The 24962-nt window shown below is 62.9% G+C and carries 25 protein-coding genes and 1 tRNA gene; 7 read left to right on the plus strand and 19 right to left on the minus strand.

Annotation, left to right across the window (positions count from 1 at the left end; all coding sequences use genetic code 11):
- Positions 1-97: 97 nt before the first annotated feature.
- Both leuA and ybiB read right to left on the minus strand, forming a co-directional pair.
- Positions 98-1756: a 2-isopropylmalate synthase gene (leuA, locus tag C2L66_RS01710; RefSeq protein WP_060599309.1), complete on the minus strand. Its 1659-nt coding sequence runs from the start codon at positions 1754-1756 to the stop codon at positions 98-100.
- A gap of 512 nt (positions 1757-2268) precedes the next feature.
- Entirely contained in the window at positions 2269-3237 is a 969-nt protein-coding gene (gene ybiB, locus C2L66_RS01715) for a DNA-binding protein YbiB (protein ID WP_060599308.1), read from the minus strand.
- 265 nt (positions 3238-3502) lie between these two features.
- Between ybiB and C2L66_RS01720 the strand changes: the two genes are divergently transcribed.
- Both C2L66_RS01720 and maiA read left to right on the plus strand, forming a co-directional pair.
- Complete coding sequence (locus C2L66_RS01720) at positions 3503-4201, plus strand: fumarylacetoacetate hydrolase family protein (protein ID WP_060599307.1); 699 nt, start codon at positions 3503-3505, stop codon at positions 4199-4201.
- A gap of 34 nt (positions 4202-4235) precedes the next feature.
- Positions 4236-4880 carry a maleylacetoacetate isomerase gene (maiA, locus tag C2L66_RS01725; RefSeq protein WP_060599306.1) on the plus strand — a complete coding sequence of 215 codons (645 nt, stop codon included), beginning with the start codon at positions 4236-4238 and terminating at the stop codon, positions 4878-4880.
- Positions 4881-4967: 87 nt separating this feature from the next.
- Here the strand turns inward: maiA and ftsY are convergent, their stop codons facing one another.
- The gene (ftsY, locus tag C2L66_RS01730) at positions 4968-6128 is read right to left on the minus strand and encodes a signal recognition particle-docking protein FtsY (protein WP_054929713.1); all 1161 of its coding nucleotides are present in this window, start codon (positions 6126-6128) and stop codon (positions 4968-4970) included.
- A 301-nt stretch (positions 6129-6429) separates the two neighbouring features.
- Here ftsY and rsmD point away from each other — a divergent pair, with 301 nt between their 5' ends.
- The 3 genes from rsmD (at position 6430) to C2L66_RS01745 (ending at position 8084) form a co-directional block, all read left to right on the plus strand.
- Complete coding sequence (rsmD, locus tag C2L66_RS01735; protein WP_060599305.1) at positions 6430-7056, plus strand: 16S rRNA (guanine(966)-N(2))-methyltransferase RsmD; 627 nt, start codon at positions 6430-6432, stop codon at positions 7054-7056.
- A 117-nt stretch (positions 7057-7173) separates the two neighbouring features.
- Positions 7174-7680, plus strand: a complete 507-nt coding sequence (gene coaD / locus C2L66_RS01740) for a pantetheine-phosphate adenylyltransferase (RefSeq protein ID WP_054929647.1) — start codon at positions 7174-7176, stop codon at positions 7678-7680.
- Between the two features lie 146 nt (positions 7681-7826).
- Positions 7827-8084, plus strand: coding sequence for a YfhL family 4Fe-4S dicluster ferredoxin (locus C2L66_RS01745; RefSeq protein WP_054929648.1), 258 nt, complete (start codon positions 7827-7829; stop codon positions 8082-8084).
- 78 nt (positions 8085-8162) lie between these two features.
- On the opposite strand, the gene hisC is transcribed toward C2L66_RS01745, so the two are convergent.
- From hisC to C2L66_RS01785, 8 genes are all read right to left on the minus strand, one after another.
- Positions 8163-9242: a histidinol-phosphate transaminase gene (hisC, locus tag C2L66_RS01750; RefSeq protein ID WP_060599304.1), complete on the minus strand. Its 1080-nt coding sequence runs from the start codon at positions 9240-9242 to the stop codon at positions 8163-8165.
- 34 nt (positions 9243-9276) lie between these two features.
- Entirely contained in the window at positions 9277-9879 is a 603-nt protein-coding gene (gene pth / locus C2L66_RS01755; RefSeq protein WP_035986745.1) for an aminoacyl-tRNA hydrolase, read from the minus strand.
- A 120-nt stretch (positions 9880-9999) separates the two neighbouring features.
- Complete coding sequence (locus C2L66_RS01760; RefSeq protein ID WP_054929714.1) at positions 10000-10611, minus strand: 50S ribosomal protein L25/general stress protein Ctc; 612 nt, start codon at positions 10609-10611, stop codon at positions 10000-10002.
- Between the two features lie 152 nt (positions 10612-10763).
- Positions 10764-11720, minus strand: a complete 957-nt coding sequence (locus C2L66_RS01765; RefSeq protein ID WP_035987628.1) for a ribose-phosphate pyrophosphokinase — start codon at positions 11718-11720, stop codon at positions 10764-10766.
- Positions 11721-11767: 47 nt separating this feature from the next.
- Positions 11768-11844: transfer RNA gene (locus C2L66_RS01770), tRNA-Gln, on the minus strand.
- Positions 11845-11895: 51 nt separating this feature from the next.
- Entirely contained in the window at positions 11896-12777 is an 882-nt protein-coding gene (gene ispE / locus C2L66_RS01775; protein WP_060599303.1) for a 4-(cytidine 5'-diphospho)-2-C-methyl-D-erythritol kinase, read from the minus strand.
- 26 nt (positions 12778-12803) lie between these two features.
- On the minus strand, positions 12804-13436 hold the full coding sequence (lolB, locus tag C2L66_RS01780; protein ID WP_054929652.1) for a lipoprotein insertase outer membrane protein LolB: 633 nt from the start codon (positions 13434-13436) through the stop codon (positions 12804-12806).
- Positions 13436-15277 carry a tetratricopeptide repeat protein gene (locus C2L66_RS01785; RefSeq protein ID WP_054929653.1) on the minus strand — a complete coding sequence of 614 codons (1842 nt, stop codon included), beginning with the start codon at positions 15275-15277 and terminating at the stop codon, positions 13436-13438. Before C2L66_RS01785 ends, lolB begins: the two co-directional genes overlap by 1 nt.
- Positions 15278-15568: 291 nt before the next feature.
- On the opposite strand from C2L66_RS01785, the gene mutM reads away from it, so the two are divergent.
- Both mutM and mutY read left to right on the plus strand, forming a co-directional pair.
- Positions 15569-16399: a bifunctional DNA-formamidopyrimidine glycosylase/DNA-(apurinic or apyrimidinic site) lyase gene (gene mutM / locus C2L66_RS01790; protein ID WP_054929654.1), complete on the plus strand. Its 831-nt coding sequence runs from the start codon at positions 15569-15571 to the stop codon at positions 16397-16399.
- 7 nt (positions 16400-16406) lie between these two features.
- Positions 16407-17510, plus strand: coding sequence for an A/G-specific adenine glycosylase (gene mutY / locus C2L66_RS01795; RefSeq protein WP_082670288.1), 1104 nt, complete (start codon positions 16407-16409; stop codon positions 17508-17510).
- A gap of 9 nt (positions 17511-17519) precedes the next feature.
- On the opposite strand, the gene C2L66_RS01800 is transcribed toward mutY, so the two are convergent.
- The 8 genes from C2L66_RS01800 to lptA form a co-directional block, all read right to left on the minus strand.
- Positions 17520-18155, minus strand: coding sequence for an LON peptidase substrate-binding domain-containing protein (locus tag C2L66_RS01800; RefSeq protein WP_054929655.1), 636 nt, complete (start codon positions 18153-18155; stop codon positions 17520-17522).
- A gap of 64 nt (positions 18156-18219) precedes the next feature.
- Positions 18220-19113: an RNase adapter RapZ gene (gene rapZ / locus C2L66_RS01805; protein WP_060599302.1), complete on the minus strand. Its 894-nt coding sequence runs from the start codon at positions 19111-19113 to the stop codon at positions 18220-18222.
- Between the two features lie 77 nt (positions 19114-19190).
- Positions 19191-20159 carry an HPr(Ser) kinase/phosphatase gene (gene hprK / locus C2L66_RS01810; protein WP_007579699.1) on the minus strand — a complete coding sequence of 323 codons (969 nt, stop codon included), beginning with the start codon at positions 20157-20159 and terminating at the stop codon, positions 19191-19193.
- Between the two features lie 233 nt (positions 20160-20392).
- Positions 20393-20908 carry a PTS sugar transporter subunit IIA gene (locus tag C2L66_RS01815; RefSeq protein WP_028365018.1) on the minus strand — a complete coding sequence of 172 codons (516 nt, stop codon included), beginning with the start codon at positions 20906-20908 and terminating at the stop codon, positions 20393-20395.
- A gap of 299 nt (positions 20909-21207) precedes the next feature.
- On the minus strand, positions 21208-21567 hold the full coding sequence (hpf, locus tag C2L66_RS01820; RefSeq protein ID WP_012399744.1) for a ribosome hibernation-promoting factor, HPF/YfiA family: 360 nt from the start codon (positions 21565-21567) through the stop codon (positions 21208-21210).
- Positions 21568-21742: 175 nt separating this feature from the next.
- The gene (locus C2L66_RS01825) at positions 21743-23263 is read right to left on the minus strand and encodes an RNA polymerase factor sigma-54 (protein WP_054929657.1); all 1521 of its coding nucleotides are present in this window, start codon (positions 23261-23263) and stop codon (positions 21743-21745) included.
- Between the two features lie 240 nt (positions 23264-23503).
- The gene (gene lptB / locus C2L66_RS01830; protein ID WP_060599301.1) at positions 23504-24286 is read right to left on the minus strand and encodes an LPS export ABC transporter ATP-binding protein; all 783 of its coding nucleotides are present in this window, start codon (positions 24284-24286) and stop codon (positions 23504-23506) included.
- Entirely contained in the window at positions 24283-24960 is a 678-nt protein-coding gene (gene lptA / locus C2L66_RS01835) for a lipopolysaccharide transport periplasmic protein LptA (RefSeq protein ID WP_054929658.1), read from the minus strand. The genes lptB and lptA overlap by 4 nt, the downstream gene beginning before the upstream one ends.
- Between the last annotated feature and the right edge of the window lie 2 nt (positions 24961-24962).

The raw sequence follows: 24962 nt of genomic DNA on the forward strand, positions 1-24962 counted from the left end.
GGAGGCCGCCTCGTGAGCGGTCCGTGCGCGCTGGCGACGCTTGAGTCGCCGGCGTTTGCGCCTCTGCCGTTTTCGGATGCCGTTACGTTACTTGACGTTACGCCGCGACCCGCCGGTCGACAGTCGCCCAACCCGCACGATTGACGCCGCTGACGACGGCATCGACGACGGCCGTCATTTCGTCCTCCGCTACGCCGATGCCATGACGCATGGGCTGGTCGCCCACGCGGCTCGCGACGAACACGACCGTGCGGCCGTCCGTGGTGCGCGCCGCCTCGAACGACGTGATTTCAATGGCGTGTTTCGCCACCACCGCCATTTCCTGCGCGACCGCCTTCGCATACGCCTCGTGGCCGTCGATGCTCGCCGCTGCCGTCGCGGGCACGGCAATCTCGCGCTTGTTCCAGCGCACCGTCGATCCGTTGACGCGCTGCGCCGGGCCGTCGGCCTCGAAGTATTCGCGGGCAAAGAGCGCGCAGATCGCGTCGCCCGTCACTTCCTCGCCGGATTGATCCGCCACCTTTTGCACCGCGTGGCTGAATTCGATCTGCACGCGCCGCGGCAGCGCGAAGCCCATGCCGCGCTCGACCAGATACGTCGCGCCGCCCTTGCCGGACTGGCTGTTCACGCGGATCACGGCGTCGTAGCTGCGGCCGACGTCGGCGGGATCGATGGGCAGATACGGCACTTCCCAGACGGCGTCGGGCTGCTGCTGTGCGAAGCCCTTGCGGATCGCGTCCTGATGCGAGCCGGAGAACGCCGTATAGACGAGATCGCCCGCATACGGATGACGCGGATGCACGGGAATCTGGTTGCAGCGCTCGACCACGCGCCGCACGGCGTCGATGTCCGAGAAATCGAGGCCGGGGTCGATGCCTTGCGTGTAGAGGTTCATCGCGAGCGTCACGATATCGACGTTGCCCGTGCGCTCGCCATTGCCGAACAGACATCCTTCGATGCGGTCGGCGCCCGCCATCAGCGCGAGTTCCGCTGCGGCGACGGCCGTGCCGCGGTCGTTGTGCGGATGCACCGACAACACGATGCTGTCCCGGTAGCCCAGATTGCGGTCCATCCACTCGATCTGGTCGGCATACACGTTCGGCGTTGCGGCTTCGACGGTGGCGGGCAGGTTCACGATCATCTTGTGATCGCGCGTCGGGCGCCACGTCTGCGCGACGGCGTCGCAGACTTCGCGCGCGAACGGCAACTCGGTCATGCTGAAGGTTTCGGGCGAATACTGGTAGGTCCAGTGCGTCTGCGGGCGGGCGTCGGCGTGTTCGCGAATGATCCGCGTGCCCTCGACGGCGAGCGCCTTCACTTCGTCCTGGGACTGGTTGAACACGATCTTGCGGAACGACGGGCAGATCGCGTTGTACAGATGGACGATCGCGCGCGGCACGCCTTCGAGCGCTTCGAAGGTGCGCGCGATCAGGTCGGCGCGCGACTGCACGAGCACTTCGATGGTCACGTCGTCGGGAATGCGCTTTTCGTCGATCAGCTTGCGGACGAAATCGAAGTCGGTTTGCGACGCCGACGGAAAACCGACTTCGATTTCCTTGAAACCGATCGCGACGAGCATCTCGAAGAACTCCGTCTTCTGCGCAATGCTCATCGGCTCGATCAGCGACTGGTTGCCGTCGCGCAGATCGGTGCTCATCCAGATGGGCGCGCGGTCGATGGTGCGGGTGGGCCACTTGCGGCCGGTCAAACGGACGGTGGGGAAGGGGCGGTACTTTTCGGCAGGGTTGCGCAACATGTTGAGGCCTCGTTCGATTCGTCTAGTCGTGTGCTGGGTGGTGTGGCGTCGAGCGGCTGGCGGGTTGCCACAGATGCACGTCCCGCAAGCCGGGCGCTAGCGGGAGCAACGAACGGGCGCGAACGAACAGCGTCGTTTGAACGACGACGAAGGCGACAATCGGAACGGAAGCCCATGCAACGTGCATTTGACCCTCGCGATTCGTCCGCGCGATAAACGGACGAATACGGACGACTACAGGTTTTGAAGGAACTACGGACTGGGGTGAAACAGGAACTGCTCTGGAGGACCGCCGCTAGCCGCTGTGGCGACTGCGTGCGGCGCTACGCCTTGCTTACGCTAGACGTAGCGATAGGGGCCGCGCTAGGCGGCCGAGGGTAATTCGGAGGGTGTTCGGAATGGAACGCATTTTTACAAGATAAGCGAGGCGGCGGGGGGCTGTCAACCCGCCATTCGCTGCGAGGCGTTCCCGAGAGCGGTCGCCGAGGCCATCAGGGAAGGTGTAGCCCTTGTCAGGCGGCCTTCTGCGCGATCTCGACGATCAGTTCGACTTGGCGTGTGATGGCAGCCGGGACGGGCGCTTCGCCCGCCAGCGCCGCTGCGATCCACGCGGCCGTGGTCGGCGCGTCGCGGCCTTCCGGCAACGCGACCTCAGGCGCATCCGCCGATGAGCGCTCGGCCGAGACGCGTGTCTCGCAGATGCCGTCATGCAGCCAGTCGATCTGCACCTGGCGGCGTGTATCGGCGACGGCTTCGCCTTCGGTGCCGCGCGCGAGCAATGCGCCGCCCACCGCCATGTCGGGATGCGAGACGAACAGCTGTGTCAGGCTCTCGCGATACGGCGGGTGCGTGTAGTTCACGAGCCGCAGGCCCGCCGGCGCGAAGGGCTGAAGAATCTTCACGAGCGTGTGGGTCGAATTGCGCACGCCCATCCGCCGACGCAGCGACAGCAGCCGCGCCAGCTTCGGCGCGAGTGTGTCGATGGGGGCGAATGCGATCCGCTGGTTCGCCAGACTCGTTTCGATATCCGCATGCGTCTGGGCGGGTGCGAGGTTCAGATGCGCAAAGATTTCGGCGCTCGTCACGCGGCCGGGGTCCTCCGTCACGCCATGCACCAGCACGGGCACGCCCTCGCGCGCGAGCAGCAATGCCAGCAGCGGCACGAGATTCGGCTGTTTGCGCGCGCCGTTGTAGCTCGGGATCGACACGGCCTGATACGCGCCGTGCTTCACGTTGACGGGCGCAAACGAAGCGTGGGCGGCCGCGAGCATGGCGGCCAGTTCGTCGGCGGATTCGCCTTTCACACGGTACGCCAACAGGATCGCGCCCAGTTCCAGGTCGCCGACGCGGCCGTCGAGCATCGCCGTGTAGAGCGCGAGCGTGTCCTCCGGCGTCAGCGCACGCGCGCCGTTGGGGCCGCGGCCGATTTCCTTGATGAATCGGGCGCAGGGCAATGGTGTGGTGTCGGTGAGATCGGTCATCGGGCAAATCAGAATGTGGGGACGGCGGGCAACGACGCTTTGCACGCGCCGCGAGCGGTGCTACCGGGCGCTACGTTTTCCTTTCGAGTATCGCACGCCGGGTGCGCCTGCAGAATGCGAGCAAATTCATCGCCTGCCACGAACCTTACGGGACGGCTTCAGCGCGCGCCACCTGGCCGTTCGGCCAGGCTACGCGGGAAACGGCGGCGCGCTACACTCATTGCTTCGCCGCATCGGAGCGGCCCAACAAAAGACGGAGAATGGAATGGGTTACGTGTTTGCGCCAGCGCCGGTGACGGCAGTGCCGGTCATCGGATCGGACGATCAATTCGCAGTGCGCCGCATTTACTGCGTCGGTCGCAATTACGAGGCGCACGCGCGCGAAATGGGCCACGATCCCGACCGCGAACCGCCGTTCTTCTTCGCCAAGCCTGCCGACGCCGTGCTGTATGTCGCGCCGGGCGCAACGGGCGAATTTCCCTATCCGGCGCAGTCGAAGAACGTGCACTTCGAAATGGAACTCGTTGCGGCAATCGGCAAGGCAGGCAAGAACATCTCGGCGGACAGCGCGCTCGATCACGTCTACGGCTACGCGCTCGGTCTCGACATGACGCGCCGCGACCTGCAGGCGGAAGCGAAGAAGCTGGGCCGTCCGTGGGACACCGCAAAGGGCTTCGACCATTCGGCGCCGCTCGGCCCGATCCATCCCGTTTCGAAAGTCGGTCACGTCGGCAAGGGCGCGATCTGGCTGTCCGTCAACGGCGAGGAAAAGCAGCGTTCGGACGTGTCGCAACTGATCTGGTCCGTCGCCGAGACGATCGCGTATCTGTCGACGCTGTTCGAACTGCAACCGGGCGATCTGATTTTCACGGGCACACCGGAAGGCGTCGGCGCGATCGTGCAGGGCGATCTGATGAAGGGCGGCGTGGACGGGTTGGGCGAGTTCAGCGTGCGCGTCGTCTGAGCTCGACAACGCCATTCAGGGGGAGCACAACACAATGAAGCTGTACAGCTACTTTCGCAGTTCGGCGTCGTATCGCGTGCGCATCGCGCTGAACCTGAAGAACCTGCCTTACGAGTACCAGCCCGTGCATCTGTTGCGCGACGGCGGCGAGCAGTTCAAGCCCGAGTACCGCGCGCTCAATCACGATGCCGTCGTTCCCACGCTGGTGGACGGCGACCATGTGATCACGCAGTCGCTGGCGATCGTCGAATATCTCGACGAGACGCATCCCGAGCCGCCCCTGCTGCCGTCGAAGCCTATTGATCGCGCGTATGTCCGCTCGATCGTTCAGCAGCTCGCATGCGAGATTCATCCGTTGAACAATCTGCGCGTGCTGAAGTACCTGAAGCGCACCGTGGGCGTGAACGACGAGGTGAAGGACGCGTGGTATCACCACTGGATCAGCTCGGGCTTTGCCGCGCTCGAAGAATATCTGGTCGCGGACGGCCGTGCGGGCAAGCTGTGTTTCGGCGACACGCCTACCATCGCCGATATCTGCCTCGTGCCGCAGGTGTTCAACGCGAGCCGGTTCAATGTCGATATGAGCCCGTATCCGACCATCCGGCGCATGTGCGAGCATGCGAACACGCTCGACGCGTTCGCGCGCGCGGAACCCAGCGTGCAGCCGGATGCCGAATGAAGCGCTGAGGCAATGAAGAAAGGGCGTCATGCGAATGCATGACGCCCTTTATATTTCAATCGCTGCCAGCTTCAGAAGACCACGACATCAACCCAGCAGCGCATCCGAAAACTCTTCGGCGCTGAACGGCTGAAGATCTTCGACCTTTTCACCGACGCCGATAAAGTACACAGGCACAGGGCGTTGCCGCGCGATCGCCGCGAGAATGCCGCCCTTCGCCGTGCCGTCGAGCTTCGTCACGATCAGGCCCGTCAGACCGAGCGCATCGTCGAAAGCCTTCACCTGGGCGAGTGCGTTCTGACCGGTGTTGGCGTCAATGACAAGCAGCACCTCGTGCGGCGCGCCGTCCATCGCTTTGCCGACTACGCGCTTCACCTTGCGCAGTTCTTCCATCAGATGAAGCTGCGTCGGCAGACGGCCGGCCGTGTCCGCCATCACCACGTTGATCTTGCGGGCGCGCGCGGCGCCGACGGCATCGAAAATCACCGCAGCGGGGTCGCCGCTTTCCTGCTGAACGACCGTCACGTTGTTGCGCTGGCCCCAGATCGCGAGCTGTTCGCGCGCGGCGGCGCGGAACGTGTCGCCCGCGGCGAGCAGCACCGACTGGTTGAAGTGCTGCATATGCTTCGCGAGCTTGCCGATGCTCGTCGTTTTGCCTGCGCCGTTGACGCCCGCGATCATCATCACGGTCGGCTGGTAATGGCCGAGCGTCAGCGATTTTTCCAGTGGTTTGAGCAACTCGACCAGCAGCGTGCGTAGCGCGCCCTTGACCTGCTGCGGATCGGTGAGTCGCTCCGCGCGCACTTTCTCGCGCAGTGCTTCGAGCAGAAACTCAGTCGCGTCGACGCCAGCGTCGGACATCAGCAGCGCCGTTTCGAGTTCTTCATACAGGTCTTCGTCGATCTTCGCGCCGACGAAGATCCCGGTGATGCTCGAACTGGTCTTCGACAGGCCGCTGCGAAGGCGCGTGAGCCACGAGCGCTTTTCGGCCGCTTCGGGCACGGGCGGCGGGATGATTTCCGCGGCTTCGTCGTCCGCATCTTCGAAGTCGGCGGCGTCGGGGACGTAATCGGGATCGAATTCAGGCGCATCGGCCGAGTCCGGGACGGCTTGCGAACGCGCGGCGGCGGGCGCTTCCGGCGCAGCCCCGTCCTGCATGTCGACGTCGGCGCCGGAATCGGCGTGCGGCGCTTCAGGCGTGTCGTCGGGCGCCTTGGAACCCTTGAATCGTTTGAAAAAGCTGAACATGGTCTGGACTGGAGTGAGATTGCGCCGGATTCCTGCTTTGGCCCGGCGACGCGTGGCGACGAACGGCGCGAGCCACGCGACAGTTCGGCGGCGTCCGCATGGCAGCGAATGATGCGAAGCGCTGGAAGCCGCATATTTTATCAGGCGCGTCAGGCCGCGTCGTGAGCGCCGGCACGCGTGCACCGCCGTAGTGAACTTTGACGAAGGCGACTGCGCGCGCGTGTGGTAACGTTGGCGCTCCGGCCCGCGGATCAAGGTTTTCATCGACGATCGGCGGGCGCACGCTCAACACACGAACCGTATGTCCCGTACTTCCCCCTCACGCGCAAAAACCGGTGCGAAAAGCGCGCCTTCCGGCCGTGGCCAGCCACACGCTATCCGCATTATCGGCGGCGACTGGAAGCGTACGCCGCTGCCCGTGATCGACCTCGACGGTCTGCGGCCCACTCCCGACCGTGTCCGCGAAACGCTGTTCAACTGGCTCGGGCAGCGGCTCGACGGCCAGCGCTGTCTCGATCTGTTCGCCGGCAGCGGCGCGCTCGGCTTCGAGGCCGCGTCGCGCGGGGCGGCGCGCGTGCTGATGGTCGAGCGCAACGCGCGCGCGGCGGCGCAACTGCGGGCGAATCAGGCCAAACTGGCAGCAGGCGCAATCGAAATCGCCGAAGCCGACGGGTTGCGTCTTGCCGCGAGCCTCGCGCCCGGCTCGTTCGACGTCGTGTTCCTCGATCCGCCGTTCGGCGAAGATCTGCTCGACCGCGCGCTCGAACTCGCCGCGCCTCTGATCAGCGCGGATGGCTTCCTGTATGTCGAATCTGGAGACTCGCTCGATGCCGCCGGACATGCGGCGCTCGAAGGCTGGACCGTGGTGCGGCAGGGCAAGGCAGGCGCCGTCCACTATCATTTGCTGCAGCGCGAAAATGAGGAATAATGCGCGTTCCATAACAAGCGCCGGGCGGCTTGCCGTTACGCGCGCGGTGTCGTCGTCAGACGAGCCCTGCGGGGCGTGTTCCGGCACGCCTTCTAGTCTGTAGAGAGGAGAAATCCCATGGTTGTCGCCGTGTATCCGGGTACGTTCGATCCGCTCACGCGCGGTCACGAAGACCTCGTGCGTCGTGCATCGAGCATTTTCGACACGCTGGTGGTCGGCGTGGCGGACAGCCGCAACAAGCGGCCCTTCTTTACACTCGAAGAGCGGCTCGAGATTGCGAACGAAGTGCTAGGCCACTATCCGAACGTTCAGGTGATGAGCTTCAAGGGGCTATTGAAGGATTTCGTTCGCGTCAACAATGCGCGCGTGATCGTGCGCGGGCTGCGCGCCGTGTCGGACTTTGAGTACGAGTTTCAGATGGCGGGCATGAACCGCTATCTGCTGCCGGACGTCGAGACCATGTTCATGACGCCGTCCGATCAGTACCAGTTCATCTCGGGCACGATCGTCCGCGAAATCGCCCAACTGGGCGGGGATGTGAGCAAGTTCGTGTTCCCGTCCGTGGAAAAGCGGCTGCAGGACAAGGTTGCCGTGCTCGAAGAGGCGCGCGCCGCCAAGCCGTGATCCTTGCGCGCCTGACAGAACGCAACGCACGCGTTGTCCGCGATAACCGGACGCTCAGCGTGGTCTGTTCGTCAGGCGTAAAATTGCGGATTACGGATCGTTAGCCGGCATGTGGAGCATGCGTGCCGGCATGAAGTGAGAACAGCATGGCCCTGATGATTACCGACGAGTGCATCAATTGCGACGTTTGCGAGCCCGAGTGCCCGAACGACGCGATTTCGATGGGCCCGGAAATCTATGTGATCGACCCGAAGAAGTGCACCGAATGCGTTGGCCATTTCGATGAGCCGCAATGCGTGCAGGTATGTCCCGTCGAATGTATTCCGCGCAATCCGGAGCATCTGGAGACGCAGGACCAGTTGATGGAGAAGTACAACGGGCTGCAAGCCGCGAAGAACGCCTGATTCATCCGGAGGCGCATCTGGAAGCATCTGGAAGCGGCGCGCTGTCTAACAGCGCGCCGTTGTTTTGTCGGCGGCGCCTTAGCCGACGTACCCGCCCAAAATATTCTTCAACGCATCCAGCAGCGTGTCGCACTCGGCGTCGGTGCCGATCGAGATGCGCAGATGCTGATCGATGCGCGGCAGCTTGAAATGCCGCACGAAGATTTCCTTTTCCCTGAGTTGTGCCGCCAGCGTCGCGGCGTCATAGCCCTCGTGACGCGCGAACACGAAATTCGCCGACGACGGCACGACTTCGAAACCCAGCGCCGTCAATTGCGCCGTCAGCCGTTCGCGGCTCGCGATGACCTTTTCGGTGGACTCGCGGAACCACGCGTCGTCCTGGTATGCCGCGGTCGCGGCGGCCTGCGCGAGACGGTCTAGCGGATACGAATTGAAGCTGTCCTTCACGCGGTTCAACGCATCGATCAACGCAGCATCGCCGAACGCGACGCCCACGCGCATTCCCGCAAGCGAGCGCGACTTCGACGTCGTATGCACGACGAGAAGATTCGGATACTTGCCGATCAGCGATACCGCAGATTGCGCGCCGAAGTCCACATATGCTTCGTCGATAACGACGACAGAACTAGGACTCGATGCGACAAGCCGTTCTATGTCCGAAAGCGGCAGCGCATGGCCAGTCGGCGCATTCGGATTCGGAAAGAGAATGCCGCCATTCGGTTGCGTGTAGTCGTCGATACGGATCTGAAAGGCATCGTCGAGCGGAATCGTCCGGTACGCGACGTCGTAGAGACGCGCGTAGGTCGGATAGAAGCTGTATGTGACGTCGGGAAAGAGAATCGGCGTGTCGTGCTTCAGAAGCGCCTGAAACACCGTGGCGAGCACTTCATCCGAACCGTTGCCCGCAAACACCTGATCCACCTTGATCCCGTGATGCGCGGCGACAGTCTCGCGCAATACGCGCGCCGTCGGATCGGGATAGCGGCGCAGCGACTCGGCGGACTCGCCAAGCTCGTTGCGAATCGCGCTCACCACGGCGGGCGAGGGCGGATACGGATTCTCGTTGGTGTTCAGCTTCACGGGATGCGCGAGCGCGGGCTGCTCGCCCGGCACGTACGGCGTCAAGCGATGAACGATATCGCTCCAGTAGCGGCTCAAGTTCTGCTCCTCTGTTATCCGTGGCGGCAGGCAGTCACGAATTGCGATGCAACTGCATCATTGCGCGTTCGAGTTCGCCCTTGACGACGGTCGGCATCACCGCGAGCGCGCGTTCGATCGACGCGTCGATCACGTCCTGCTCCTCCCTGCGCGGCGGCTTCAGCACGAAGTTCGCGACGTCGGGCTTCGCGCCCGCACGTGCGCTCTCGGGAATCAGGTCGCGCGGATGACCGATGCCGATGCGCAAGCGCCAGTACTGCTGGGTCGACAGATGCGCGGAGATGTCCTTCAGGCCATTGTGTCCGCCGCTGCCGCCGCCAAGCTTGAGCTTCACGGTGCCGGGCGGCAGATCGAGTTCGTCATGCGCGACGAGAATCTGATCCGGCAGGATCTTGAAGAAATGCGCGAGCGCGACGACCGATTGACCCGAGCGGTTCATGTACGTCTGCGGCTCCAGCAGATGCACTTCCTCGCCATACAGGCGCGCTTTCGCATAGAAGCCGTGAAAGCGCCGCTCGTCGCGCAACGTCGCGCCGGCTTCGCGCGCCAGTTGGTCGACGAGCCAGAAGCCGGCGTTGTGCCGCGTCGCGGTGTATTCAGCGCCCGGATTGCCGAGCCCGACGATCAGCTTGATCATGTTCAAGTGGGCCGCGCGGCGTGCCACGCAGCCTGAAAAAACCGAAAAAAAACCCGCCGGGGCGAACCGCGGCGGGTTACGTCGACCGTTCCATTGAAACGGATCGAGAGGATAGCGGCCTTATTCAGCTGCCGGCTTTTCGCCTTCAGCCGACGCTTCTTCCGACTGTGCACCAGCGGGAACCGGCGCCGAAACGATCACCGGGTTTTCTGCAACGAGGTGCGCAACCAGTGCGACGCCAGCCGGCAGAACGATGTCCGTTGCATGCAGCGATTGACCCGCTTCGATCTTCACCAGATCGACTTCGATGAACTCCGGCAGAGCGCCCGGCAGACATTCGATTTCGATTTCGTTGATGACGTGCGAGATGATCGCGCCGCCCAGCTTCACAGCCGGGTTGCTTTCCTGATTCATGAAGTGCAGCGGCACCTTCGTGTGCAGCTTCTTCTTCGCGTCGACGCGCTGGAAGTCCACGTGCAGGATGATCTGACGGAACGGGTGGTATTGCACGTCGCGCAGCAGAACCTGTTGCGACTTGCCTGCCACTTCCAGGTCGAGGATCGACGAGTGGAATGCTTCTTTCTTCAGAGCGTGCCACAGCGCGTTGTGATCGAGTTCGATCAGTTGCGGTTCGCCAGCGCCGTACACGATGCCCGGGGCCTTGCCCGAGTTACGCAGGCGGCGGCTCGCACCCGTACCTTGCAAATTACGCTCGAAAGCGACTACTTTCATTTGAATCTCCATTATCTGCCCGCGACCAGGCAGTAAAACGGGCCTTGCTACCCGTGACGGGCTGAAGACCCAGACAAACCGGCATGAACCTTCGTTCGTTCACGCCAAATGCAAAAACGCCGCATTCGTCATGCGGCGCCTTCGCGAATACTTTAGCCTTCCGCGAACAGCGACATCACCGAGTCGCCGCGACGGATACGCGAGAACGTCTCTGCCAGCAGACCCGCGCTGGTCAGCGAACGGATCTTTGCGCACGAGCGGGCTTCTTCGCTGAGCGGGATCGTGTCGGTGACGACGAGTTCGTCGAGCGCCGATGCAGCGATGCGCGGACCAGCGCCACCCGACAGAACCGGGTGAGTGGCGTAAGCGAACACCTTCGTCGCGCCGCGTTCTTTCAGCACTTGCGCTGCCTTGCAGAGCGTGCCCGCCGTGTCGACCATGTCGTCCATGATCACGCAGGTACGGCCGTCGACTTCACCGATGATGTTCATCACTTCGGCGACGTTCGCCTTCGGACGACGCTTGTCGATGATGGCGAGATCGCAGTTCAGTTGCTTGGCCAGCGCACGCGCGCGAACCACGCCGCCGACGTCCGGCGACACGACCAGCAGGTTCTCGTGATTCTGCTTGCGCAGATCGCCGAGCAGCACGGGCGTGGCGTAGATGTTGTCGACGGGGATGTCGAAGAAACCTTGAATCTGGTCAGCGTGCAGATCCATCGTGATGATCCGCTCGACGCCAGCGATTTCCAGCATGTTCGCCACGACCTTCGCCGAGATGGCAACGCGCGCCGAACGCGGGCGTCGATCTTGACGGGCATAGCCGAAGTAGGGGATGGCTGCGGTGATCCGGCCTGCGGATGCGCGCTTGAGCGCATCGACCATGATCATCAGTTCCATCAGATTGTCGTTGGTCGGCGCGCAGGTGGACTGAAGGACGAAGACGTCCTTGCCACGCACGTTTTCCTGAATCTCGACCTGGATCTCACCGTCCGAGAAACGGGAGACCATTGCTTTGCCGAGGGGGATACCGAGGATTTTGACGACTTCCTGTGCAAGCGCGGGATTTGCGTTGCCAGTAAAAACCATCAGGCCGTCATGGCTGCTCATCATGCACCTGCTTCAGGCTGTGGGAGGCGAGGAACTGCGAGAAATTTTGGCAGGGGAGGAAGGACTCGAACCCTCGAATGCCGGAATCAAAATCCGGTGCCTTAACCAACTTGGCGACTCCCCTACACTAACTTTGAGCTTCACTGAACGTGTAGGCCATTCAGTGCCGCGAAACTTATGCCGCGAAAGTAAAGAGTGGATGCGTATCCAGACTTGCCGTCACTGCGCTGTTCCATTCGACTGGCAGTTTGGCTTGCGCCGCAACTGCTTCATCTTTACTACGGAACGCTGCAAAAACGCTTGCGCCTGATCCCGTCATCCGCGCCGGCGCGATGTTATCAAACCATCTAAGCACCTGCGCAACTTCCACGTATTTTCCCACGACAACTTGCTGCATGTCATTCCGGCCGAAGCTATCAGGCCATTCTGCGTTGCAACTTTGCTGTGCAAGAAAGTCCGTAATTATGAGAGCCTTTGTATCTCTTGTCAACGCTTTTTCTGAAAAAATTGCTGACGTTGGAACATGAACCCTCGGTGTCACCACCAGAAAGTGGCGCGGCGGCAATTGTACATGCTCAAGTGCTTCTCCGACACCCTCTGCGAATGCATTTTTTCCAAAAACAAAAAACGGCACGTCGGCGCCGAGTTTCAATGCGAGTGCCTGAAGCTCCGCGCGCGGCAGATCGAGCTTCCACAGACGGTTCAGCGCGAGCAGCGTCGTCGCCGCGTCGGAGCTGCCGCCGCCAAGACCTGCGCCCATCGGCAGTACTTTGTCGATCTCGATGTTCACGCCGAGGCGCGTGCCCGTGTGTTCCTTCAGCAACTTCGCGGCGCGCACGGTGAGGTCGGTATCGGCGGGAACGTCGGCGATGTCGGTGCCGCGCGTGATCGCGCCGTCGTCGCGACGCGTGAAGTGCAGCGTGTCGCCCCAGTCGAGCAACTGGAACACCGTCTGCAGTGCGTGATATCCGTTCGGCAGACGGCCGGTGATGTGCAGGAAGAGGTTCAGCTTCGCTGGAGCGAGACAGTCGCGCAGCGAGTCGTTCGTTTCGATCATGAGTCTTTGCAAGGCGCGCGTGCGGGTTACTGGTCGAGCACGAGCTTGATGTCGAGCGGTGGTTCGGTGCGCGCGAGATTCACGCGCTTCACGCCCGCTGCGGGCGCATCGGCATAGGCGATATAGTCGATCGTCCAGCCGTCCTGTTGAATCTCCTTCAGACGCGTTTCCTGCTGCGGATCTTTCTCGGTCGTCGCCTTCGATGTCGGCGCAACCGATGGCTGCAGCCAGTAACGCAGTCCTTCGACAGGCAGCGCGAAGCCCAGCGCGTTCTGCATCAGCGTGGAAACGTTATCGGCCGTCAGCGGCTGGCGGTTCGGCAGTTCGAGCGTGGCGGCCGACGGCGACGACGTGACGATCGCCATTGTCTGTCCAAGCGGGTTGCGCAGCTGCAGCGTGACAGTATCGCCACGTTCTTGCCAGTCGAAATTGCCATAGGCGTTACGCTGCTGCCCGTTCTGGTCGACGTACTGGACGGCAAAGCGACCGTGATACGCGCGGCTCGTCTGCGCGGTGACGGCAGTCGCGGCATTCGACGTGGAAGGACCTTGCGGCTTGACGGATGCGCAGCCGGACAAGGCGACGATGGCTGCGGCTGCGAGACCCAGCGCCGCGCGGCGCGGCGCCGGAGAAGAAAACACAGGAAAAGAAAAATGCATCAGAGATCGTTCACCTGAAAACGTTTGAGCGTTTTGACGAGCGTATCGTTGTCGGGTTCGAGCTTGCGGGCATCACGCCATGCAGCGCGCGCCTGATCCTGATCGCCGCTCTTCCACAGCACTTCGCCCAGATGCGCGCCGATTTCGGCGTTGGGTTGCAGATCGTAGGCCTTGCGCAGTACGCGGATCGCATCCGACGTATCGCCGAGCCGGTACTTGACCCAACCGACACTGTCCATGATGAACGCGTCGTTCGGCGACAGCGCCAGCGCCTTCTCGACCAGCTTGTCCGCTTCCTGCAGACGCTGGTTGCGGTCCGCGAGCGAATAGCCGAGCGCGTTATACGCCTGCGCGTTGTCGGGTTGCGTGCGCATCAGCTTGCGCAGCTGCGTTTCCATTACGTCGAAATGGCCGTTCTTCTCGGCAGCCATCGCGTAGTCGTACGTGAGATCGGGGTCGTCGGGGAAATCGGTGGTGGCCTGGGCGAGGCGCGCTTCAGCCTCCGGATAGCGCTTCGCATCGAACAGGATCGCCGCGTCGGTGCGTGCGATCAGCGCCTGCTCATGCGGGTCCTGCGTGCGAATGCCGGCGAGCAGCTTGCGCGCGTCATCGGATTTGCCGTCTCTTTGCAGCAGTTGCGCGCGGGTGATCTGCGCGGGAATGTATTGGGTGCTCGTGGCGGGAATCTTGTCCAGCCAGCGGTTCGCGCCTGCCGTATCTTTCTGTTCAAGCGACAACTGCGCGAGATAGATATACGCCTGGCCCGGATCGGCGCCCGGCGTCTTCTCGGCCTTTTGCGCATATTGCTGCAGATAGTTCTGCGCTTCGGGCAGGTTCTTCTGCTGGATCTTGATGAGCGCGAGTGCCATCAGCGGCGTCAGATCGTTCGGGTTGTCCTTCTGCATGAACTCGAACTGTTTCTGCGCGTCGTCGAGGCGGTCGCTGGCCAGATACATCTGCGCGAGCGCAAGGCGGGCCTCGTGCGACTTCGGATTCGCCTGCACGTACTTCTCGATCGACGCGATGCCTTCCTTGCGCTCCTCCGGCCCCATCTGCGACAGCATCAATGCCGCGGGCAGATAGTCGGGCTTCAGCTTGAGCGCCTGTTCGAGCGATTTGCGCGCGCCGGGCGCATCGTCGGCAATGAGTTGCTGACGCGCGATCGCGAATTGCGCTTCGGGGCGGTTCAGGTCGTTCGCGACGAGATCCTGCAGCACGTGCAGGCCGCCGATCCGGTTCGGCCCGCGCGAGATCAGCAGTTGCAACGCGAGAATGCCGTTGCCGCGGTTTTCAGGCGGAATCTTCGCGAGTTCCTTCGCGAGCATCGGCTTCGCGTCGTCGGGCTTGCCCGACAACACGAGCAGCGACGCATCCAGTTGCGCGGCGCGTTCCGATTGCGGCGCATACTGTTGCCACAATTGCGCAGCCGTCAGCGCATCCGACGGACTCTGCGCGGCCAGTGCGATTTCAGTCGCGCGCTGCGCCATGCGCGGGTCGTGCGTGTCACGCGCGAGCGAGAGGTAGGTCTGATACGCGGGCGCGGGTTGATTGCGCTGCAGCGCGACTTCTGCCGCGAGCACCTGGAACACAATCTGGCTCGTCAGCGCGACGCTGGGCAGATTGGCTTTTTCGTCGGCGGAATCGGGGCCGAAAGCATCTTGCACGGAGACGGTGTTGTCATCCGCATCGGGCGATTGATCCTGCGCATGCGCGGGCAATGCGCCGAGCGCCCAGACAGCCAGCACGGCCACACCCAGCAGCCGGCGTGCGGAAACAGCGTGCGGCACGCCGTTCGCACCGGTCCGGCGCTTCAAAAACTGCTTAACGATGGACAGGTTCATACATATCCGTTCAATGTTTCAGTCGATTGTAACGCGCTCGCTACAATAAGCGCATAACCGCGGACGCAAGTAGCAGACCAGTCGCGGCCATTCGCGCCCATAAAGGGCGTGTGGCCGTCAAGGCGCAATCTGCCGCTTGCAACACGCCTTGTTCGGCGGGACGCCCGAAGGGCCATTCGCCGCGTCGTGCTCCTTGTGGATACGTCCAGTATCCACTTCGTTCCATTTTTTGCGCCCGATCACTCCGACGGTGAGCGCAAGCCGGTTGTTAGCGATATCAGGTCTCAACACATGCCAGAGTTACCAGAAGTCGAGGTTACCCGACGCGGAATCGAGCCGTATGTAGCCGGACAGCGTGTCAAGCGAGTCGACGTGCGCACGCCGGCACTGCGCTGGCCGATTCCGCCCGGTTTCGCACGTCTGCTGCAGGGCCGGCTGGTCCACAAAGTAGCGCGGCGCGGCAAGTACCTGCTGTTCGAGATCGACGAAGGCTGGTTCATCGTGCATCTCGGCATGACGGGGACGCTCAGGGTGCTGCGCAACGTGCCGCATCCGCCGGCCGCTGCGAAGCACGATCATGTCGACTGGGTGTTCGACGACTTCATTTTGCGCTTCCGCGATCCGCGCCGCTTTGGCGCTGTGTTATGGCACACGCGCTCGGCTGGCGACGTTCTCGAACATCCGTTGCTGGCGGATCTGGGCGTCGAGCCGTTCGCACCGTCGTTCTCCGGCGCGCTGCTGCATCGAAAGACGCGCGGGCGGAAGATTTCGGTGAAGCAGGCGCTGCTTGCGGGCGATATCGTCGTCGGCGTGGGCAACATTTACGCATCTGAAAGCCTGTTTCGCGCGGGTATCCGGCCGACCACGGCCGCCGGCCGGATCTCGTCCGTTCGTTACGGTCTGCTTGCAGACGCCGTGCGCATCACGCTTGCCGCCGCGATCGAGAAGGGCGGCAGCACGTTGCGCGACTTCGTCGGCAGCAACGGCGAAAGCGGCTACTTCCAGCTCGACTATTTCGTCTATGATCGCGCGGGTCTGCCATGCCGCGTATGCGGCACGCCGATCAAACAGATCGTGCAGGGGCAACGCTCCACTTACTACTGTCCGACCTGCCAACGCTGATCCGTTCATGTCCGTTCCCGCTTCCTCGACTGTTTTTCCCAGGATACCAACGCTGTCCGATTTCTCTGTGCGGCTGATCGCATGGCAGCGCGAACACGGCCGTCACGACCTGCCGTGGCAAAACACGCGCGATCCATATCGGATCTGGCTGTCCGAAATCATGCTGCAGCAGACGCAGGTGTCGACGGTGATCCCGTACTACGCGCGCTTTCTCGCGCGTTTTCCGGATGTTGCCGCCCTCGCCGCCGCACCCGACGACGACGTGATGACGCTGTGGGCCGGCCTTGGCTACTACACGCGCGCGCGCAATCTGCATCGCTGCGCGCAGGTCGTCGTCGAGCAGCACGGCGGGCGGTTTCCCGAGAGCGTGGAAGCGCTCGCGGAGTTGCCGGGTATCGGACGATCAACAGCGGCCGCGATTGCATCGTTCGCATTCGGCGCGCGCGCGACGATTCTCGACGGCAACGTGAAGCGCGTGCTTGCGCGCGTGTTCGGCGTCGAAGGTTTTCCGGGCGAGAAGAAAGTCGAGAACGGGATGTGGCTGCTGGCGGAGTCGCTGCTGCCCGTGAATGCGACCGACGACGACATCAGCGCCTACACGCAGGGGCTGATGGATTTCGGCGCGACCCTGTGTGCGCGCGGCAAGCCAGATTGCGTGCGCTGTCCGTTTGCAGTCGATTGCGTGGCGAACGTGACGGGCCGTCAGCGCGAACTACCGGCGGCGCGCCCGAAGAAAACGGTGCCGACGCGCCGCACGTGGATGCTGCTGCTGCGCGACGGCGACACGGTGATGCTCGAAAAACGCCCGCCGTCGGGCATCTGGGGCGGCTTGTGGAGCCTGCCGGAAGCAGCGGATGAAGCGGCGCTCGTGCAACTCGCGCGCGACTTCGGCGCGACAGCAGACGTTTCGCCGCTCGCGCCGCTCACTCATGTGTTCACGCACTTCAGGCTCGACATCGAGCCGCGCATCGCGGAGTTCGATCATGCGGCGACAGTCGCGAGCGCGCGCGACGCCGACACCGTATGGATCTCGCTGAACGAACTGGACGCGTATGGCGTGCCCGCGCCCGTGCGCAAGCTGCTCGAAGCCCTGCAGGGCTCGCTGATCTGAACGCCGGCGCTACAGCAGCTGATGCTGCTGCATGTAGTGATGCACGATGTCGATCCGTGCCCCGGCGTCCTGCAGTTCCATCAGCTTTTGCCGCGCCTTCAGCGCGACAGGCAGCACTTCGGACAGGCGGTTCGACACCCATGTCGGATCGTCGAGCCTGAACGGCTCGAGGAACGGCAGGCTCTCGGCGTCGCGCTCGCGGATCGTCGCGATGATGCGCTCGAGCACTTCCGCGCACGCGCCGAACTTTTCCATGTAATGGGTGCCTTCGAGCGGGACGTCGCTGCCGATCAACTCGGCCATCCCGACCAGCAACCCGCCTGATTCAACGCGATGCGACAGCAGCCGGAAACGCTCGGTGCCGCGTGCGCGAATCAGCAGCATGCCGAACTCGTCGACATCGCAAACGTCGATTTCCGCGAGACAACCGACGCTCTCCGGCACGGACGGCTCATCGGGCTGCGCGACTTCGCCGCCGCTTTTCAGCAGACACACGCCGAACGACGTGTGGTCGCGCAGACAGTCGCGCGCCATGTCGAGATAGCGTGCCTCGAAGATCTTCAGCGGCAGCAGTCCATCGGGAAAGAGGACGGTGTGCAAAGGAAACAGCGGCACATCGGCAAGCACGGACGGTGTAGAGGACATGGCGCAACGCTTCGGTTAGGGCCGCCGCTGCGAGCGACGGCCGGTCGGGCCACCATCGGATAACTCAGGCGACCAGTTTCGATGAGTCGTCGACGTTGATCGGCGCATCGCGATGCCGCACTAACACGTTTGCTTCGCTCGCGAAACGCGCGGCAAGCGTTTCGGCGATGAATACCGAGCGGTGCTGTCCGCCCGTACAACCGATTGCAACGGTGAGATAACTGCGATTGTCGTCGCGGAAATGCGGCAGCCATTTCTGCAGAAACGACTCGATGTCGCCGATCATCTGTTGAACGACGGGCAGTGCGTCGAGGAAATCGATGACAGGCTTGTCGAGTCCCGTCAGCGGACGCAGTTCGCGGTCGTAGTAAGGGTTCGGCAGGGTGCGCACGTCGAACACGAAGTCGGCGTCGAGCGGCACGCCGCGCTTGAAGCCGAACGACTCGAACATCAGCGCGAGCCCAGTGTGCTCCTGCTCGATGAAACGCTTGACCCACGCGCGTAAAACGTTTGCCCGCAAGTTGCTGGTATCGATCTGATGGCCGAATTCGGCGAGCCCCGCGACCAGTTCGCGCTCGCGCTCGATCGCTTCGGCCAGCGACGTCAACACGCCGACGTCGGCATCGTGTGCGGGCGACCCCGACAGCGGATGGCGGCGGCGTGTTTCGGAAAAGCGTTGGATCAGTGCCTGAGTGCTGGCGTTCAGGAACAGCACGCGCACGTCGTGCTGACCGGCGAGATCGCGGATCATTTGCGGCATGTCGTCGAGCGAGGCGCCCGAGCGCGCGTCGATCGCCACCGCTAGCCGGTCCTGGCCATCGCCCGCGAGGTACGCGGCGAGTTCGGGCAAAAAGCGCGGCGGCAAATTGTCGACGCAGTAGTAGCCCGCGTCTTCGAGCGCGTTCAAAGCGACAGACTTGCCGGAGCCGGAGATACCGGTGATCAGGATAATGCGCATGGAGTCGTGGAATCCGTTGGGTTCATCATAGCATCCGGTGTCACCCGCTGTGCCGCCGCGGCTTTGCGCGCATTACGTCAGATCAGCTTGCCGGGAAACTGGCTGTCGGGGTCCTGCATGGCGAGGCGCTGGCGGTCCATGAAGTCGCGGAGCGTGTCGATACCGCGCAGTTGCAGGATCGTGTTGCGCACGGCCGCCTCGACCAGCACGGCGAGATTTCGGCCGGCCGCCACCTGGATCGTAACCTTGCTGATGGGCAGGCCGAGCACATCGACGGTCTGGCTCTCGAGCGGCAGGCGCTGGAATTCGCCGTCCGGGCGGCGTACCAGCTGGACGATCAGCTTCAGCTTCATTTTCCGGCGCACGGCCGTTTCACCGAAGATCGTCTTGATGTCGAGCAGGCCGAGGCCGCGCACTTCGAGCAGATTCTGCAGCAGCGGCGGGCAGCGTCCTTCGACGAAATCCGGGCCGAGGCGCACGAAGTCGACGGCGTCGTCGGCGACCAGACCGTGGCCGCGCGAGATCAGTTCGAGGCCGAGTTCGCTCTTGCCCAGGCCCGAGTCGCCCGTGAGCAGCACGCCCATGCCGAGAATGTCGAGAAACACGCCGTGCAGCGTTGCACGCGGCGCAAGGATGCGCGACATGTAGAGCCGCAAACTGTCGATCACCGCAGCGGGCGACATCGGCGTGGTGAACAGCGGCGTCGACGAGCGCGTGCATCGCAGGACCAGTTCCGGCGGCGCGGCGACGCCGCCCGCGACAACCAGGAACGGCGGCTCGAGCGCGATCAGCTCGGCCATGTGGCGCGAGCGGTCTTCGTCGGATTGACGCTGGTAGTAGTTGGTTTCGGCTTCGCCGAGCACCTGGATCCGGTTCGGGTGGATCAGGTTAAGGTGGCCGACGAGGTCGGCGCTGGACGTTGCAGTCGCAACCGTTTCTGCCGAGAAGCCGCGCTCCCAGCCCTCATGCCCCGTCAGCCAGCTGAGTTTCAGCGCGGCGGCGTTGTCGTCGAAAATGCTTTGGGCGTTGATGCTGGACGTATCCATGAATCCCTGACTCCCTGACCTCGTATGTGCCGCTAGGGTGCTGCTGGCGTTCTGGTCTGCCGCCCGCCTGCTGCGCGTCGGCTGTTGCCGGTGCGCTGTTGCCAGCGCTGCGACGGCGTGCACGGAACATGTTCGGCTCGCGGCGATGCGGGTTTGCCGGACTTCGCCGCAAGCCTCGAATCAAACGCGCTGGTGGCTCCTGCGCATTTCAGCCGCGAAATGCCGCGAATACGTCAAGGTTGCCACTGAGTCAACAGGCGATGCAACGCCTCGCGGTCCTCTTCTGTGTGCAACCGTTCGCGCGCTTCGCGATCCGACAACAGTTGGGCGATCTCCGACAGGATTTCAAGGTGCTGCTGCGTCGCCTGTTCGGGGACGAGCAGGAAGATGAGCAGCGAAACGGGCTGGCCGTCCGGCGATTCGAACGGGATCGGATCGGCGAGCCGCACGAACGCGGCAAGCGGCTGCTTGAGGCCCTTGATGCGGCCGTGCGGGATCGCCACGCCTTCGCCGAGCCCCGTTGAACCGAGGCGTTCGCGCGCGAACAGATTGTCAGTCACTGTGCTGCGGGCGATGCCGTTCTGGTTTTCGAAGATCAGGCCCGCTTGCTCGAATACGCGTTTCTTGCTTGTAACCGCGAGACCGACGACGACGTTTTCGAGGGGAAGATATTTGGCTAAACGATTCATGTTGACAGGCGCAAAGGTCGCCTGGATTCTCCTCGCTGTGGCGTTTGAAAAGCGTTCCATGCCTCGCAGCTGCTCATGGCGAATCCAGCGACGCGCGATGAGCCCTGCTCTTGAGACCCGCAATGATCCCTTTGTGCAGGGCTCGGGCTGGACAAAGACCCCGAAGGTAACCGATTTATTATAGAACAGGGTTGCTACCGATGGTGCGCCGCGCCATGACTCTAATTGGCGTGCCCCGCGGATCGTCCGGGACTGCCAACCACGCGCATGCAACACCGCGTGCCGCGAGCAACATGCGCACAAACAAAAACCGCCCGATATCGGGCGGTTCGCGGGGCTAAGCAAAAGCCTCTACTGGCTTATTGCGGTGGCACTTCGGGTTGTGCCGCCAGTGGCTGATACTTGATTGCCTCGTGCTGATGGCCCTGCAGGCGATCCTTGTGACGAATGACTTGCCGGTCCAGCTTGTCGATCATCAGGTCGATCGCGGCGTAGAGGTCGCCATCACAGCTTTCGACGAAGATATCCTTGCCCTTCAGATGCAGGTTGATTTCAACCTTTTGCCTCTTTTCCTTTTCCTTGTGGTTGTCGACCGAGAGGACCACACTGCCATCGATCACCTGATCGAAATGTCTTAGCACCCTGTCAAGTTTGGTGATCACGTATTCTCGCAACGCTGGCGTTACATCGAGATGGTGTCCACTGATCTTCAGATTCATAGTGCTTCTCCAAGCTAGTGGCCGCCTGGTCCGCATGAATCGCGCGAGCGCCGGTCGATTCCCTCGATCTGCCACGCCGTCCCCCGTTTGACAGGCTGCTGGCAGGTCGCATCGGCCAGCCTGCTCCGCCAAACAGCGGCGCGGCCGGAAAATACCCGCCACAGGAGGTAGCGGGCTAAAGAGACTTGCGCAGATTGACTGCCGGGATTTTCAGTGCTTCGCGGTATTTCGCAACGGTACGGCGAGCGACGACGAAACCCTGTTCCGCCAGCAGTTCGGCAATGCGGCTGTCTGAAAGAGGAGATTTGGTGTCTTCCGCTCCTATCAGTTGCTTGATGAGTGCGCGAATGGCCGTTGAAGAGGCCGCGCCCCCCGTGTCGGTGGACACGTGCGATCCGAAGAAGTACTTAAATTCAAGCGTCCCGAATGGGGTGAGCATGTACTTGCCGGTTGTCACACGCGAGACCGTCGACTCGTGTAAACCCAGCGTATCAGCTATTTCCCGCAAAACCAAGGGGCGCATGGCAATTTCGCCGTGGGCGAAAAAGTTCTTTTGACGCTCCACAATTGCCTGTGCGACACGCAGGATCGTCTCGAAGCGCTGCTGGATATTCTTGATCAGCCAACGCGCTTCCTGCAGTTGCTGCCGCAGCGAACCGCTGCCCGGATCGCCGCGATTGTTGCGCAGGATATTCGCATACAGATGGTTGATACGCAGTTTCGGCACGACTTCCGGATTCAGTTCGGCCTGCCATCCCTGTGCCGTTTTGCGCACCATGATGTCGGGCACGACGTAGTCCGCCTCGGCCTTGCCGTAGGCCGCACCGGGGAACGGCTCCAGCGAGCGGATCAGCGCATGCGCTTCGCGCAGATCGTCGTCGCTTGCCTTCAGGTATTTGCGCAGTCGCGTGAAGTCGCGTGCGGCGAGCAGTTCCAGGTGATGCGCGACGATGTCGAGCGCGAGCGTGCGCGTGGGCGACGGCTCGAGCCGGCCCAACTGCAAACGCAGGCATTCCGACGCCGAACGCGCGCCGACCCCCGCTGGGTCGAAGCTGTGCAGCAAGGCGAGGGCCGCGTTGAGTTCGTCGGTATCGACTTCGAGTTCTTCCGGCAAATCGGCGAGGATTTCGTCGAAGGTGGCCGTCAGATAGCCGTCGTCGTCGAGCGATTCGATCAGGAACGTGATGAGCGCGCGGTCCCGTGCGCTTGCTCCCGTTACGCGAAGTTGAGCAGTCAGGTGATCGCGCAGCGTCGTGGTCGATTCGTGGATTTGCAGCGGCGGCAGATCGTCGTCGTCCGATGCGTTGCCCGAACGGCCGTAGTCGTCGAGATTCCACTGGTTGGCGTCCGAGTTCGCATCCGAACCCATGCCGTTGTATTCGTCCACACCCTGTGGCTCGCCGCCTTCCTGGCTTTCGCCGGAGGAGGTCGACGACGACGAGGACGGCGGCGCGCCCGACATCTCTTCCGGCGACGTGTTCTGCGAGGTCTGCGCGATGACAGTGCCGTCGGCGGCGACGCGCAACGGACTCGCGATCCAGTCGTCCTCCGTTTCGAGCAACGGATTCTGGGCGATCGCCATCGACACTTCCTGTTGCAGTTCGAGCGTAGACAGCTGCAGCAGCCGGATGGACTGTTGCAGTTGTGGTGTCAGCGCAAGATGCTGCGACAGGCGAAGTTGGAGGCTGGCTTTCATGGCAATGTGTGATTCATTGTAGAGAGTTTGCCACGACCGCGATACCTTGCGACACCCGCAAAAACGCGCGTGTCCCAGATTTTGGCGCGGACGGCCGATAACGCGCGCAAACCGCGCGCAACTGCGCAAGCGACAACGCGCCAGCGTAGCCCGTCAAAATTACTGAACCCGTGTTATGAAACGGCCTGGGATCAGGCCGTGAGGGCGCTGCAAGCGGCGTGCACGAGCCGCGTGCGGGCGTTACATGCGGAAGTGTTCGCCCAGATAGACGCGGCGCACGCTCTCGTTTTCAATGATGTCGCCGGGCGCGCCGGCTGCGAGCACGCTGCCGTCGCTGATGATATATGCGTGATCACAGATACCGAGTGTCTCGCGGACGTTGTGATCGGTGATGAGCACGCCGATGTTGCGCTGCTTCAGGAACTTCACGATCTTCTGAATTTCCAGCACCGCAATGGGGTCGACGCCCGCGAACGGTTCGTCGAGCAGGATGAAGCTCGGATTGGTCGCAAGGGCGCGCGCGATCTCGACGCGGCGGCGCTCGCCGCCCGACAGCGACAGAGCCGGGTTCTCCCGCAAGTGCGCAATCTGCAGTTCGTCGAGCAGCGCTTCCGTGCGCGACGCGATCGCGTCCTTCGACAGACGCTTGCCGTCCTCGCCGATCTGCAGCTCCAGCACCGCGCGGATGTTTTCCTCGACGGAGAGCTTGCGGAACACGGACGCTTCCTGCGGCAGATACGACAGGCCGAGCGACGCGCGCTTGTGAATGGGCAGAAGGCTGATCGACTTGCCGTCGAGATCGATCTCGCCGGCGTCGAGCGGCACCAGGCCGACGATCATGTAGAACGACGTGGTCTTGCCGGCGCCGTTCGGGCCGAGCAGGCCGACCACTTCGCCGCTCTTCACGTCGAGCGAGACGTCCTTGACGACCGTGCGCGAACCATAGCGCTTCTTCAGATTGCGGACGACGAGCGAACTGCTGGTGCCCGCCGGCTTTCGGTTGGGAAGGGCGGGGGCGCTCACGGCTTCGTCGATCCTTGTCCCTGGAACTGGTTGGTCGGTTGTAGTGTGGTGGACGGCCCGGTGATCGGCTGGGCGCCGCCGTTGCGCGGCGACAGCATGGCGCGCACACGGCCGTTCGGATTGCCCGGACCTGCGACGTCCTTGCCGGCCTTCGCCGTGTAGAAGTCGTTCTGGCCGTCGTACGTGATGACGCTGCCGTGCACTTCGTCCATGATCGTGTTCAGACCTTGCAGGCGGCGCACGGTTGCGCGCGTCGTCAGCGTGGTGAGGTCCTGCTTGCCGTCGTAGTCGATGCGTTCGGCATCACCGTCGATGTATTCATCGACGCCGTCGCGCTTCTGGCGAAAGTACGCGAGGTTCTTGCCCGTCGACGTGCCCGTTGCATATTGATAGCCCTGCGGGTCCTGCGTCACTTCGACGCGGTCCGCCTTGATCACGATCGTGCCTTTGGTCGCGACCACGTGGCCGGTGAAGATGTTGACCTGTTTGAGGTCGTCATACGTCATGTTGTCCGCTTCGATATTGAGCGGTTTGTCCTTGTCGGCACGTTCGGCGTGCGCGAGCGGCGCAATACCGGCAAGCGGCAAGGCGATCAACAGAGCCGCAAGCCCGGCGCGGCTCGTGCGAAACGCGCGCATGCGGCCGGACTCAAAACGGGGGAACGATTCGTTCATGC

Source organism: Paraburkholderia caribensis (assembly GCF_002902945.1).
Taxonomy (GTDB): domain Bacteria; phylum Pseudomonadota; class Gammaproteobacteria; order Burkholderiales; family Burkholderiaceae; genus Paraburkholderia; species Paraburkholderia caribensis.

Coding starts and splice junctions, on each gene's coding strand:
- coaD (WP_054929647.1), top strand. CDS start 7,174: ATGGTTGTCGCCGTGTATCCGGGTACGTTCGATCCGCTCACGCGCGGT.
- C2L66_RS01800 (WP_054929655.1), bottom strand. CDS start 18,155: ATGTCCTCTACACCGTCCGTGCTTGCCGATGTGCCGCTGTTTCCTTTG.
- rsmD (WP_060599305.1), top strand. CDS start 6,430: ATGTCCCGTACTTCCCCCTCACGCGCAAAAACCGGTGCGAAAAGCGCG.
- C2L66_RS01825 (WP_054929657.1), bottom strand. CDS start 23,263: ATGAAAGCCAGCCTCCAACTTCGCCTGTCGCAGCATCTTGCGCTGACA.
- hprK (WP_007579699.1), bottom strand. CDS start 20,159: ATGGATACGTCCAGCATCAACGCCCAAAGCATTTTCGACGACAACGCC.
- C2L66_RS01760 (WP_054929714.1), bottom strand. CDS start 10,611: ATGAAAGTAGTCGCTTTCGAGCGTAATTTGCAAGGTACGGGTGCGAGC.
- C2L66_RS01815 (WP_028365018.1), bottom strand. CDS start 20,908: ATGGAACGCTTTTCAAACGCCACAGCGAGGAGAATCCAGGCGACCTTT.
- maiA (WP_060599306.1), top strand. CDS start 4,236: ATGAAGCTGTACAGCTACTTTCGCAGTTCGGCGTCGTATCGCGTGCGC.
- C2L66_RS01765 (WP_035987628.1), bottom strand. CDS start 11,720: ATGAGCAGCCATGACGGCCTGATGGTTTTTACTGGCAACGCAAATCCC.
- hpf (WP_012399744.1), bottom strand. CDS start 21,567: ATGAATCTGAAGATCAGTGGACACCATCTCGATGTAACGCCAGCGTTG.
- pth (WP_035986745.1), bottom strand. CDS start 9,879: ATGATCAAGCTGATCGTCGGGCTCGGCAATCCGGGCGCTGAATACACC.
- rapZ (WP_060599302.1), bottom strand. CDS start 19,113: ATGCGCATTATCCTGATCACCGGTATCTCCGGCTCCGGCAAGTCTGTC.
- ispE (WP_060599303.1), bottom strand. CDS start 12,777: ATGATCGAAACGAACGACTCGCTGCGCGACTGTCTCGCTCCAGCGAAG.
- C2L66_RS01720 (WP_060599307.1), top strand. CDS start 3,503: ATGGGTTACGTGTTTGCGCCAGCGCCGGTGACGGCAGTGCCGGTCATC.
- lolB (WP_054929652.1), bottom strand. CDS start 13,436: ATGCATTTTTCTTTTCCTGTGTTTTCTTCTCCGGCGCCGCGCCGCGCG.
- C2L66_RS01785 (WP_054929653.1), bottom strand. CDS start 15,277: ATGAACCTGTCCATCGTTAAGCAGTTTTTGAAGCGCCGGACCGGTGCG.
- ftsY (WP_054929713.1), bottom strand. CDS start 6,128: ATGTTCAGCTTTTTCAAACGATTCAAGGGTTCCAAGGCGCCCGACGAC.
- lptA (WP_054929658.1), bottom strand. CDS start 24,960: ATGAACGAATCGTTCCCCCGTTTTGAGTCCGGCCGCATGCGCGCGTTT.
- ybiB (WP_060599308.1), bottom strand. CDS start 3,237: ATGACCGATCTCACCGACACCACACCATTGCCCTGCGCCCGATTCATC.
- leuA (WP_060599309.1), bottom strand. CDS start 1,756: ATGTTGCGCAACCCTGCCGAAAAGTACCGCCCCTTCCCCACCGTCCGT.
- C2L66_RS01745 (WP_054929648.1), top strand. CDS start 7,827: ATGGCCCTGATGATTACCGACGAGTGCATCAATTGCGACGTTTGCGAG.
- mutY (WP_082670288.1), top strand. CDS start 16,407: ATGTCCGTTCCCGCTTCCTCGACTGTTTTTCCCAGGATACCAACGCTG.
- mutM (WP_054929654.1), top strand. CDS start 15,569: ATGCCAGAGTTACCAGAAGTCGAGGTTACCCGACGCGGAATCGAGCCG.